The organism is Caproicibacterium sp. NSD3 (genome assembly GCF_053613275.1).
Genome location: NZ_CM132119.1, coordinates 2,105,211 through 2,117,332 on the forward strand (window position 1 = coordinate 2,105,211; position 12,122 = coordinate 2,117,332).

The window sequence follows — 12,122 nt, forward strand, 5'->3', positions numbered from 1 at the left end:
CCTTGTTAAATTTAAAGACAAATTTAATTTTTTGATTTTTTATCGTGGAACTCATTGCGCAATACGGAATAAAACGATATACTAAACTTATATTTTAGACTTTAAAAGAACGAGGTTTTTTATGATATGATTCAAAGCTTACTCCGCGCATTGGATCTGCTGGAAGCATTAAAAGGGCCCCAGAAAGCTTTTTCAGTTGCGGAACTTTCGGAAACTCTTGACCTTCCGCCAAGCAGTATTCATCGAATTCTTCAAACATTGTGTACAAAAGATTTTGTAGTGAAAAATGACCAAACTCATTTATATCAACTGGGACCTGCCCTCATTTCTCTGGGGACCGCGGCAACAAATCAGACAAAACTGCAAACGGTTTGCCAACCGGTTCTTGCTTATCTTTCAGAATGTACCGGAGAAGACGCCTTTCTAATGATTAGAATTGGGCTGCGAGGATTAATTCTTGCCAAAGCGGAAGGGCCCAATAATCTAAAAGTGGTTGATCATTTCGGTTATGAACAGCCTTTGCATGTAGGTGCAATTCGAAAAGTATTACTTGCCTATCAGTCTCCAGAATTTTTAAAACATTACTTGCTGAACATGGAAGAACATCCATCTAAGCTCAGCATCCAAACTCCTGAAACGCTTTTGAAAGACTTAGCAACCATACGCAAAGAAGGAATCTCCATTTCCCGCAGCGAATATATTGAAGATGCAGTAGGAATTGGTGCTCCTGTATTTGGATCAGATAGCCAAATGAAGGCTTCTATTGGGATTATTGCCCCTGCTTCTCGTACTATCGGAAAGCACTTTACGGATCTAAAACATGATGTCATGGATAGTGCTGAAAAACTTTCGTATCGTCTGGGATATTCACTTCCATAAAAAACAACCTTTAAAGCTAAAAACGAACCGGCAATTACAGTCAAAAAACTGTTTTGTCGGTTCGTTTTATTATAATTTTTTATTTTTTAATCCTTTCTTCGTGTGCTAGTTTAGGCATAATTGCAAAAGCTTTCCCAAAAGTATAAAAAAGGAACCTTGCCGAAAATATCGACAAGGCTCCTTCATTAAAGACTACTTGCTTTAAAAACCAGATTACTTCTGCATACTCAGGACATCAGCAAATGCCTGAATTGCAGTTGCAGCCTGACCAAAATCGTGCATCTGCTGGTCAATGCCCAGTTTGATGTGCGGAATCTGTGCAGCATCCAAAGCCTTCTTCAGGTAAGGATACTCCATCTCTTCCGGATCACAGAACTGCTGCATAAAGACAATCAGACCCTGAGCGCCGCTCTCTTTAACGAGATCGACAACATGCTCAGCACGACGGTTCTCAGAAGAATGCTCATCATAAAGAAGAACATCATAATCCTGATTTGCAAACTGCATTGCAAGTGCCATCATCGGATCATCACACTCAGGAACATCTACGCGGAATGCGCGGCTCTCGTGTGCAACATCGTCAGCTGCAATTGCAACATTGTTGTCCTCAAAGATCTTCAGCAGAGCTGCATTGTCACAGATAATACCGCTTGTAACAACCTTTGTGCCCTTCCAGTCGCAGTCAGGTAGCTTCTTGAGTTCCTCATTCAGAGCAACCAACTTTTCGGTGTAAGCATCTTTCAGCATAAACCAAGAAGCTTTCAGAACAGCACTGCGCTTTGTCGGGGTAACTACATCACAATGCTCGTTTGCCAGTTTGACAAAGTCACGACGGGCAGCACGGCTTGCATTGTAAACCTTAATTGCGTTCTTCAGAGCGTCATCCGTAATCGGAGCACCGCTGATCTCTTCCAGAGCTTTCTTGACATTCGTGTACTGGTCTACGCAGAATTTAAGGCCATAAGCCGGTTTGCGGTTCTGCGGATGTGCCAGGAAGATTGTCGGCATTTTCTTGAGTTTCGCCATTGCAACACGAATGTTTTGGCTCATTGGACGAAGAGTATCACAGATGGTCGGTGTAATCACTCCATCGAGCTGATCCATTGTGCCGTCAAGCAGCATTTCCAGATCCAACTGTGCGATTGTGCAATAGAAAGTAGCACAATACTCTTTTGATAAACTAATACCCTTGTCATTGGTGCCCCACATGCCAAACGGAACCATGCCTGCGGCATAGACCAGTTCTTCAGGTGCATAGTAAGGCAATACGCCGATTACTTTTTTGCCTTCGGCTTTATAGTTTGCCAGCTGCTTTGCGGGACTTGCCGCGATGCCGGCGAACTCACTGATAATCGATTCGATACTCATGTTCGTTAGCCCTCCTTCGCAGCTTTATTTGATTCCATAGCTTCAACCAAGCCCTGTACACGAGTCTCGTACTGAGCATCGTTGAAGTTCCGGGGATCCGCCTGATCGCCATCAAAAGCAACACACGGAACACCCAAGTCTTCAGTAAAGCGACGCTGCATCTCAGGCATGTAACCAGACCATGGTTTGCAGCTGCGGTTGTAATGGACCAGTACGCCGTCTACCTTGTTCTCACGGCAGATTCCTTCACGCCAATCAACGCCCTGCTCAATGCAGACACTGTTCGGAGCCTTGCAGTATGCGCGGCACAGATCATCCAGGCCGTCATATACAAATCCAAAAGCAGGTGCATACACAACAGCAGTAACATTCAAGCCGTTTGTTTTCAAAGGCTTAAAGAGTGCGCGCAGTTCAGGCCAGCAAGGAATACCTTCGAACATGATACGGTATTTCTCCGGGAACGGCAGTGTAGACTTACCTTCCTTGATGTTCTCCTCCAGCTCAGTAGCCAACAGCTCAAACGCCTCTGCAGTCTGAACCTTGCCACGGGCAGTAACAACATCAGCCATATGGTTGAAGAGGTCAAAGCCGGACATCGGGGAAGGCTGATACTGAAGATAATTACAAACTTTCAACCATGCTTTTGCAGTACGGTTTGCATTTTCACAGACTTTTTCGAATTTGTTTTCGTCAAATTTCTTGCCTGCGATATGTTCCAGCTGTTTAATTGCATCGTCAAACTGACCACGGATATATGCAACATAAGTATCATCGACATGGGTGGTATTATTGTACGGCACATCGATCATAATCAACGGGATGTTATGCATACGAGCGATATTCTCATACCACTTTGTCATGCAGTTGCAGATATTGTTGCAGCACAGAACGAAGTCCGGCTGCGGCATCTGACGGGATACGTTGGTGGTTTCTACACCAGCAGAATATGCGAGGCTAATACGGGCATATCCGCAGATATCGGCATCATAGCCCATATCTTCGGCAGCCTGGCAAAGGCGCTCGCCATCATGCTGAGCAGCAATACCAGCGGCCTGGTTTTCAGGATACACAACTGCCAGATCCAATGTTTCTGCAATTTCACAAGGGAACTTGGAAGAAGACCAGCCTACCGGACGGCCTGCTTTCTTTGCTTCCCATGCTGCTGCATAAACATCAGAAACTACCTTACGCAGAGCAGCTACACCGGGTGTTGGCGGTTTCTTCGGTTTTTTAGCAGGCGCTGCAGGCTGTGCAGCGGGTGCTGTTTTTTCGATTTCAGCCATAGTAAAAACTCTCTCCTTCAAATAAAAATATGAAAGGTGATCAAGTATGTGGGGAAAACCCCGCACACTAGACTGCAATAGTTAATTATTTCTTTCGGGTTGCTTTTTGCCAAGCAAATAATGCAGCTCCAAGCGCACCAATATATTGTGCAAGCGGAGTGGTATAAACCTGATGCCCTAACTCCTCCTGCAAAGCAGAGACAACGCCGCTGTTCTGCGCAACGCCGCCGGTCATAACAACTCTATCGCGTACTCCGACGCGATGTGCCAGACCAACAACACGCGCAGCCACCGAATGGTGAATCCCATTGATGATGTCGCATTTATCGCTGCCCTGTGCCAGCTGACTGATTACTTCGCTTTCTGCAAAGACCGTGCAGGTAGAACTAATTGCTACCCGCTTGGTCGACTGTGCAGCCAGCATACCGAGATCGTTAACATTGACTTCGAGAACACGTGCCATTACATCCAGAAAACGTCCTGTACCAGCGGCACATTTATCGTTCATCTGAAAATTGACCATGGCTCCGTTTTCAATCTGAATCACTTTAACATCCTGTCCGCCAATATCGATTACAGTGTGAACATCAGGAAATACGAAGTAAGCGCCCCTAGCATGACAACTCAATTCACTCATCTGCTGGTCAACCCAGTCGATGGAATTGCGGCCATAGCCGGTAGCAAGGATATAAGCCATATCCTCTTTCTTCATATTAACATCATCCAACACATTAGAAATTGCACGACTAGGACCGCTGGTACCGGTACCAACCGGGATCAGCGATTTGCTGATGATCTCTTTGCCATCCTTCAGAATGACACATTTCGATGCGGTAGAACCCACATCAATTCCGAGTGTGTAAATTGTATCCATTCAAATTGCTCCAAAATTTTTAATTTATTCGGCAACCGCAGTCTTGGCGCGGGGCAGAATTCTTACCGGAAAACTGCTCTCAAAAGCCTATATTATTTTCCGAAAATGTTACCAAAAACGGAAAGCGCAACTGGGTTGAAAATATCGTCGATGATAACAGCGAAAGACGGATACAGAACCCATGCGATGTTGTGCCAGCCATACTCTTTCATAACTGCTTGTTCGTTCGCAACAGCATTCGGACCAGAGCCGCAGCCCCATCCACAGTTACCAGCAGCCATAACAGCAGCGCCGTAATCGCGGCCAAACATATTGTAAGAAATAAAGATTGCAAACAAAGCCATCAAAATAGCCTGTACCAGCAATACAATGCCCATCTGACCAGCAACAGGAGCCAAAGCAGTAATATCGATTCCCATCAGTACCAGAGCCAGATAGAGCTCAAGGAACATGTTCTCAATTGCGTCAACTTCAGGTACATAGAACGGAATGTGAAGAGCTTCCATCACATTACGGCCAATTGCACCAGCGAACAGGCAGCAAACGAACTTCGGAATGGAAAGGCTTGGGACCTGGCTAATAAGCGCATAAATCGGCATGCCAAGTGCGGAAAGCAGCAGGCACATTGCAAACATGGAAACCATACGGTTGTTATCCAACTTGTTTACGACACCGTTTGCTTCGGAATCTGGCTTATCATTCGGATCAGAATGCAGATTGTGATGAGAAATCAGGAATGCTGCTACAGGGCCGCCAATCAGAGAACCCATAATGTTACCCAACGTACCTGCTGCAACACCAACAGTTGTTGCACCTGCTGCACCCATCTTCTCGTAGATCGGGCCAAAAGCAGAAGCTGTTCCTACACCGCCGGACATAGAAGCGGAAGAGCACTGCAGAGCAAGCAGCGGATTCATTCCAACTGCACTGCCGACTGCAACGCCGACGACATCCTGCAAAACAATCAAGACACATGCAGCGATGGCAATCATTGCACAGAGTTTGCCACCTGCATGCTTAATTAATTTTGTGCTGAACCCAAATCCTACACAAAGGAAGAACAGGTTCTGGCATAAATCTTGCATAATTTTCGTATCAAATGTAATTGCAATCGCTCCACTTGCTTTAACACAAGATATCACAATAGATACAATCAAACCAGAAATAACTGGCGCCGGGATTGCATATTTTTGTAAAAGCTTAGACCGTTTTACAATTGCATGACCAAGGAAAATAACAATTGCTGCTATTCCCAAGGTTGTTAAATATTCCAGCTTCAAACTGGAAATCGTAGCGACTTGGCCGCTAACCTCGGTACCTTTTGCAACAAAGGTACCAAAATATTTCGCTAAATCCATGTACATTTCGCTCCCTAATTACTTTTTTATTTATAATGCACACTGGAAGTCTCGTGGCTATTTTTATAAGTCCTGGGGCACCAAAAAAACAGTTTCCTCCTTTCTCCCCATGTCAGGATCATGGCGAAGCCCAACAACTCATCGCACATAGTCACAGGGATTTTCCATTACACTATAGACAGTTTTCCTAATGAAAACGGAAAGCAAGTGTAAAATCATATTGCACCTTATAATTTACACTTGGTACAATTATAGAAGATCTTATAAGAAACTTCAACCTTTAAAGTACAGAAACATTAAAAAAATTCTTGATTTTCCTCTCGAAGTTGTGAAAATTGACAAAAATTAATCAATCTTCCAATTAAAGAGTCAAACATTCTTAAGTTTCTCTTCCGTTTTTTAGGCATAAAATATGCTCATAAAACACCGGGGACTTCCCTTTCCACTCCCCAATCGGAATGGATCGGGCAGTCCCCGGTATGATTTTTATTGAATCAGAACTTACGGCTTCTTAAATGTATCAAAGTCGCGCGTTACACGGGGCAGCAGCATCTGATGGAATGCGCAGATCGACTGCGGATTCTGATAGGAGCTGTCTGCAAAAGCTTTGATATAAGAACGCATTGCATTCATGTTGACAATTTCATCAACAAAGCCTTCCTGAGCACAGAACTTCGGACGAGATTTCTCGTCGTATTCTTTGATCAGTTCGTTCATCTTATCAATCGTCGGCTGCAGGTCCTTACCAGCCTTGTCGTCTTTTACAAGACGGCGAGAGTACATTGCAGCAGCAGCAGTTTCACCATTCATGACATACATCTCAGTTGCAGCAGTACCAAGCGTAAAGGCATTGGTATCATTGCCCTGAGGGCCACCCATGACATAGTGAGCTGCAGCAGTTCCTTTGCGCAGCGTGATCTCCATCTGCGGAACATTGCTGTTCTGGATGGAATAGATCAGAGACTGGCCCAAGCCAAGCAGTTCAGCCTTTTCAGCAGGATCGCCAACATCAATGCCGGTTGTATCCTGAACCCAAACCATTGGAATGCGGTCACGAGCACACAAAGTAACAAATTCATTCATCTTGATCAAGCCCTGACGATAAAGTTTACCGCCAATGCCGACAGAATTCTGTTTGTACTCCGGATAATGCATCAGCAGACCCTGAACGTTGGTGATAACACCGACAAGCAGGCCATCCGCTTTTGCCATGCCGCAAATGATCTCGGGGCCATAGCCCTTCTTGAATTCAGAGAACTCACTGTTATCAAACAAGCGAGCAAGAACATCATAAGCATTGTACTGGCGTTTCTGGTTAAACGGAACAATGGAATAAAGATCATCTGCCGAGAACTGAGGCTCCCGAGGATCATCGACACGGAAGAAATCGAGGTTATAAGCCGGGATATCATCCATGTATTTCTTCAATGCTTCGATAACGCCCATTTCCTCTGTGTAAACTTCACGGAAGAAACCGGTCTGGCCGTAATGAACTGCAACAGATCCTGGAGGATCCTGCTTCGGTCCCTTTTCGGTCGCTTCGACCATCTGCTTTGCGCCTTCCATATCGACATAGCCCTTCGGGTTCATGCCGCCGAGGATTCCAGCACCGCCGACTGCCATGTTTGCTTTTGCGTGGGCAATCAAGATTGTCGGGCTAATGCTGTGGTATCCACCACCTGCAGGGTTTGTTCCATAGATGCCGACAAGCACCGGAACACCCAACTGCTGGAGTTCTGCATTGCGATAGAAAGGAGTGCCGCCGCCGCGGCGGTTTGCATAAACTTTCTCCTGTTCATCCAGTTTAACACCGGAGCAGTTCAGAACATAGACCAGCGGAACATGAAGAGTCTTTGCAGTGTCGGAAGCACGGAGCAAATTCTCGGACTGCCCCGGGATCCAAGCGCCGGCAAGCTTCTTGTTATCAGAAGCAACAACGACTGCCCATTTTCCATGGATGCGGCCGAGGCCCTTGATGATAGCAGTAGAGCCGTTCTTGTTGTGCTGAGGATTATAGAGGCTGTTGAGCGGGCACCATGTGCCAGGATCAACCAGTGCGTTTACACGCTCCATAGCGGTGTATTGGCCGGAAGCGTGCAGGGAATCGTCAGCACGGCCTGCCTGCTCAGCTGCCTGAGTCAGGGAGGCAATCTCATTTTCAACCTTCTTAATGTCCTGCTCATTTTCAGCGTTTGGTGCTGCTACCGGGCGTCCGATAACAGGCATATTCTGAAAATAGCACGGCATTGAATACTGATGATCACTCATTATGCTTTTTCCTCCACGGGTACTTTAATAAATGCCTGACCAGGATCAATTTCTTCGCGGATCATGCGGATAACTTCCGGATCAGGAGCATCCAACTTGACAGCCTTAGAAACATCAATGTCAAAACCAGTATTTTCAATAATTTCTTCCGGAGAAGAAGACGGATAATAACCGGCAAGATACATTCTCTTGGTATCTTTGTCAAACTTCAGAATACCGCGGTCGGTAACAACCATCTGTGGGCCACGGTTTCCAGGCAGGCCGTGAGCTTCACGTCCGCCAGGGCCTTCCATCCAGCCAGGGCTGGTGATATAGTCAACCTTTTGCATAAAGCGGCGTTTCTCATGCTGCATCATAATGATTGTGTTGCAGTATGTAGCAATGCCGTTCGCTCCACCGGAACCGGTGAAACGAGTCTTCGGATGATGATAATCGCCAATGCTTGTGGAGTTTACATTGCCGAACGGGTCAATCTGAGCGCCGCCGATAAATGCAATCAGGCGGTTCTCATCATGAAGCCATTCATTTGCTTCAAACCCGATAAAACGGATATTCGGCCACTGAACAGCACAATGTGCCATAAAACGAGCATCACCGACGCTGCGGGGAACTTCGATTGGGGCGCAGTCCATCAAACCACTCTCAACGATCAGGTGGCATTTCGGAGCGTAAACGCGCTTTGCCAAAGATGCACCGATCAGGGGAAGGCCAGTACCAACAATTACGATCTGATCATTTTGAATGCATTTCGCAATGTTTACAGCCTGAATTTCTTTATTCGTATAATTCGTGTAATCAGCCATCACTTAACCCTCCTTCGTCATATCTACAGCATAGCCGAGGCCCGGAATGACCTGCAGCTTTGCAAGGCGGGAAGCACCAAGTTTGTTGATGTATTCCTCGTGGTCTTTAACACCGTAGACCCATTCGTCCACAAATGTCTTAAAGTCCTCTTCAGTCTTGCTGGCGACATCATAAGCCTTGTAATAGACCTTATCGTAATCGTAAATGCTGTAGCACTGAGACGGATGTGCACCAAAAGGAGCCAATACAACAGCATCCACACAGAAGCCCGGAATGGAGTTGAGGGTCGGATCACGACGGATCTGTTCATTGCTGATGATCTGCTCGCAGGTAACGATGGTCTTCTTAGCTGCAACTGCAATATCAACATCATGGAATTCGTCGCCGATGATACGGCAGGTTCCGTCCGGAGAAGCATACTGTACATGGATAATTGCAGTATCAATTTCCGGAACCGGGCAAGCCAGAACTTTGTCACCCTTCTTGAACGGGTTCTCGATGGTAACAAATTTATCATCCGGCAATTTGTCGATCTTCTGGCGCTGTTCCTTCGTAATGCCCCACTCAGTTTCCAAACCGGAACCGATCATCAGTTTGACCGGCAGGAAAGGAAGGCCAAGGGAAGCTGCATGCAACTGGAGCATCAGAACATCCTGAGAGTAATCCTCCATCAGGAGCTTGCCCTGCTCGTACGCTTTACGGAAGCGACGGCATACATTGGTAAAACCGGAGTTTGCAATGTAGCAGTTGATGAATGCCTTTACACGACCTTCGCCGATCAGCATATCGACATCATGGCCGGCAGGGCCTGTCTGGACAATAAAGTCCTTTTTGCCCTGACGCAAAATTTCATGAACAGCAGCGAAAGGCTTTCTGTTCGTTGTGAAGCCACCGAATGCGATAAAGTCGCCATCGCTGACGTACTTAGCAATCGCATCGTGCAGAGAATAGATTTTTCCCACGCTAAAAACCCCCTAATTATATTTTCATTGCCCGTAAAGGGCAATTAATGAACAAAAGGATTAATCAGAAATTAGACTTTGAAAACGGTCAGGAAGAAACCGGCAGCCATTGCAGTACCAATAACGCCAGCCACGTTCGGGCCCATTGCATGCATTAGCAGGAAATTGGTCGGATTATATTTACGACCTTCTACCTGTGAAACACGCGCAGCCATAGGAACTGCAGATACGCCGGCGGAACCAATCAGAGGATTGACCTTGCCGTGAGTCAGATGGCAAAGAAGTTTGCCAAAGAGGACACCGCCTACAGTAGAGAAGCCAAATGCGAATAAGCCCATGGCAATGATTGCCAGAGTCTGAGTCCGCAGGAAGAGGGCTCCGTTTGCAGTAGCGCCAACGGAAAGGCCAAGGAAAATGGTAACAACATTGCACAGACCGTTCTGCGCAACATCGGAAAGACGCTCAACAACACCACTCTCACGGAACAGGTTGCCCAACATCAGCATACCTAACAGCGGAGCAACAGCCGGCAGGAGCAGCGAGCAGAACAAAACAACAAAAATCGGGAAAATGATTTTTTCGACCTTAGATACTTTGCGCAGCTGACCCATCTTAATCATGCGCTCTTTTTTAGTGGTAAGTGCGCGCATGATCGGAGGCTGAATCAGCGGGATCAAAGCCATGTACGAATATGCCGCAACAGCGATTGGCGCAACCAGTTCCGGTGCAAGGCTATTTGCAAGGTAAATGGAAGTCGGGCCATCAGCACCGCCGATGATGCCGATTGCAGCAGCCTGCTGAGGTGTAAAGAGGCCAGTTGCCAGTGCGAGCAGGAATGCGCAGTAAACACCGAGCTGTGCAGAAGCACCGAGCAACAGGCTGACCGGGTTTGCCATCAAAGGAGCAAAATCGGTCATTGCACCAATTCCAAGGAAGATCAGGCAGGGGAACAAGTCGCCTGTAATGCCTTGATACAGCACCGAAATAACGCCGCCTTCTTCAGCACCCATATTTGCCAAAGGCAGGTTTGCAAGGAAAATACCAAAAGCAATTGGAAGCAGAAGCAAAGGCTCAAACTGCTTTTTAATTGCCAAATACATGAGGACAAAGGACACAACAATCATCACAGCCTGCTGCCATGTAATCGCAGCGAAGCCGGAATCCTGGAAGATCCTCTCCAGAATACTAATAAAATTCATTCTAAGCGTGCCTCCTTACTTCAGCACGACTAGCGTAGCGTCTGTATCAACCATATCACCTGTACGTACCAAAATATCTGCTATAGTTCCGTCAGCTGGAGCAACGATCTCGTTTTCCATCTTCATAGCTTCCAACATAATGACAATATCGCCAGCCTTAACAACATCGCCGACCTTGCATTTGACATCCAGAATTTTGCCAGGCATCGGAGCGATCACGTTGTTTTCACCAACAACAGGAGCAGCAGGGGCAGCGACCGGAGCGGCAACAGGAGCCGGGGCAGCGACCGGAGCAGGAGCAGCAGTGCGGGACATCGGCTGATATCCGCCCTCTACTTTTTCAATTTCGACCTCATATTTCTTACCATTCAAAGTTGCAACGTATTTCATCACAATTCTCCTTTAAAATTTAAATTTAAGAAAAAGCCATTTGTAGACCAATGAGCCAAAGCTTTATTTAATTTCCTTGATCTCCTTGATCTGAATAGTATCCGGAGAAGCATGTGCTTCCTCACAGGCTGCAGCCATCAGAACTGCATAAGTCTCATCATTGGCACTGGAAGCAACCGGCGCAGCCGGTGCAGCCGGTGCGGCTGATGTGGCTGGAGCAGTTTCTTCGTTTTTCTGGGTTGAATTCACAATTTTAGAAACAATCATAATTGCCAAATCTAGTGCAATCAAAGATAGAAAAACAACTGCCATACCCATCAGAGAAACCATGATTGCAGTACCGGCATCCATTGTATTCGAAGTCCACATATTAACATTACACCTCCTTAAGCAAAAATTTTTGAGAGAGCGAAACGCGCCAGAATTGAATTGGTACTGATTTACTAATTTGCCTCCCGCCGCCGGCGGTAAAAGCAACTTGTCAACGGCAGCGTCAGCAATCAAGATACCGGCGCAGCACTCTTCTATTTCACATTGTGGAATCCATTCCAATTTCATGTCATAGAAAAATGCCGTTCAACCGGCGCCGGAAAACTTACAATATATTTTCCCCAAAAAAGGCTTGCAAAAAGAATCATTTTCCCTATATTGTTTGAATAATCAGCATTTTCAACAAATCCGATTGTTCATTTTTAGGCATCTTGTTCAAAACCATTCTTGAACATTTTGTAAATTTT

11 protein-coding genes are annotated in these 12,122 nt (G+C 46.2%); 1 reads left to right on the forward strand and 10 read right to left on the reverse strand.

What is annotated here, in order from left to right; genetic code table 11:
• Positions 1-126 precede the first annotated feature (126 nt).
• Positions 127-879 carry an IclR family transcriptional regulator gene (locus ACVS9P_RS10360; protein ID WP_452103460.1) on the forward strand — a complete coding sequence of 251 codons (753 nt, stop codon included), beginning with the start codon at positions 127-129 and terminating at the stop codon, positions 877-879.
• A gap of 213 nt (positions 880-1,092) precedes the next feature.
• Here the strand turns inward: ACVS9P_RS10360 and hgdB are convergent, their stop codons facing one another.
• The 10 genes from hgdB to ACVS9P_RS10410 all read right to left on the reverse strand — a co-directional run bounded on the left by hgdB (position 1,093) and on the right by ACVS9P_RS10410 (position 11,754).
• The gene (hgdB, locus tag ACVS9P_RS10365) at positions 1,093-2,247 is read right to left on the reverse strand and encodes a (R)-2-hydroxyglutaryl-CoA dehydratase subunit beta (protein ID WP_452103461.1); all 1,155 of its coding nucleotides are present in this window, start codon (positions 2,245-2,247) and stop codon (positions 1,093-1,095) included.
• Between the two features lie 5 nt (positions 2,248-2,252).
• Positions 2,253-3,530: a 2-hydroxyacyl-CoA dehydratase subunit D gene (locus ACVS9P_RS10370; RefSeq protein WP_452103462.1), complete on the reverse strand. Its 1,278-nt coding sequence runs from the start codon at positions 3,528-3,530 to the stop codon at positions 2,253-2,255.
• A gap of 85 nt (positions 3,531-3,615) precedes the next feature.
• Positions 3,616-4,404 carry a (R)-2-hydroxyglutaryl-CoA dehydratase activase HgdC gene (hgdC, locus tag ACVS9P_RS10375; RefSeq protein WP_452103463.1) on the reverse strand — a complete coding sequence of 263 codons (789 nt, stop codon included), beginning with the start codon at positions 4,402-4,404 and terminating at the stop codon, positions 3,616-3,618.
• Between the two features lie 92 nt (positions 4,405-4,496).
• On the reverse strand, positions 4,497-5,762 hold the full coding sequence (locus ACVS9P_RS10380; RefSeq protein ID WP_452103464.1) for a sodium/glutamate symporter: 1,266 nt from the start codon (positions 5,760-5,762) through the stop codon (positions 4,497-4,499).
• 501 nt (positions 5,763-6,263) lie between these two features.
• Positions 6,264-8,030, reverse strand: coding sequence for an acyl-CoA carboxylase subunit beta (locus tag ACVS9P_RS10385; protein WP_452103465.1), 1,767 nt, complete (start codon positions 8,028-8,030; stop codon positions 6,264-6,266).
• Positions 8,030-8,833, reverse strand: a complete 804-nt coding sequence (gene gctB / locus ACVS9P_RS10390) for a glutaconate CoA-transferase subunit B (RefSeq protein WP_452103466.1) — start codon at positions 8,831-8,833, stop codon at positions 8,030-8,032. The genes ACVS9P_RS10385 and gctB overlap by 1 nt, the downstream gene beginning before the upstream one ends.
• Positions 8,834-8,836: 3 nt before the next feature.
• A complete protein-coding gene (gctA, locus tag ACVS9P_RS10395; protein WP_452103467.1) occupies positions 8,837-9,796 on the reverse strand; it encodes a glutaconate CoA-transferase subunit A in 960 nt (319 codons plus the stop codon).
• A gap of 71 nt (positions 9,797-9,867) precedes the next feature.
• Positions 9,868-10,995 (reverse strand): sodium ion-translocating decarboxylase subunit beta, encoded by a 1,128-nt coding sequence (locus ACVS9P_RS10400; protein WP_452103468.1) that lies wholly within the window; start codon positions 10,993-10,995, stop codon positions 9,868-9,870.
• A gap of 15 nt (positions 10,996-11,010) precedes the next feature.
• On the reverse strand, positions 11,011-11,385 hold the full coding sequence (locus ACVS9P_RS10405) for a biotin/lipoyl-containing protein (protein ID WP_452103469.1): 375 nt from the start codon (positions 11,383-11,385) through the stop codon (positions 11,011-11,013).
• 63 nt (positions 11,386-11,448) lie between these two features.
• Entirely contained in the window at positions 11,449-11,754 is a 306-nt protein-coding gene (locus ACVS9P_RS10410; protein WP_452103470.1) for an OadG family protein, read from the reverse strand.
• Positions 11,755-12,122: the final 368 nt, after the last annotated feature.

Coding starts and splice junctions, on each gene's coding strand:
- ACVS9P_RS10400 (WP_452103468.1), bottom strand. CDS start 10,995: ATGAATTTTATTAGTATTCTGGAGAGGATCTTCCAGGATTCCGGCTTC.
- hgdC (WP_452103463.1), bottom strand. CDS start 4,404: ATGGATACAATTTACACACTCGGAATTGATGTGGGTTCTACCGCATCG.
- ACVS9P_RS10410 (WP_452103470.1), bottom strand. CDS start 11,754: ATGTGGACTTCGAATACAATGGATGCCGGTACTGCAATCATGGTTTCT.
- ACVS9P_RS10385 (WP_452103465.1), bottom strand. CDS start 8,030: ATGAGTGATCATCAGTATTCAATGCCGTGCTATTTTCAGAATATGCCT.
- gctB (WP_452103466.1), bottom strand. CDS start 8,833: ATGGCTGATTACACGAATTATACGAATAAAGAAATTCAGGCTGTAAAC.
- hgdB (WP_452103461.1), bottom strand. CDS start 2,247: ATGAGTATCGAATCGATTATCAGTGAGTTCGCCGGCATCGCGGCAAGT.
- ACVS9P_RS10380 (WP_452103464.1), bottom strand. CDS start 5,762: ATGGATTTAGCGAAATATTTTGGTACCTTTGTTGCAAAAGGTACCGAG.
- ACVS9P_RS10370 (WP_452103462.1), bottom strand. CDS start 3,530: ATGGCTGAAATCGAAAAAACAGCACCCGCTGCACAGCCTGCAGCGCCT.
- ACVS9P_RS10405 (WP_452103469.1), bottom strand. CDS start 11,385: ATGAAATACGTTGCAACTTTGAATGGTAAGAAATATGAGGTCGAAATT.
- ACVS9P_RS10360 (WP_452103460.1), top strand. CDS start 127: ATGATTCAAAGCTTACTCCGCGCATTGGATCTGCTGGAAGCATTAAAA.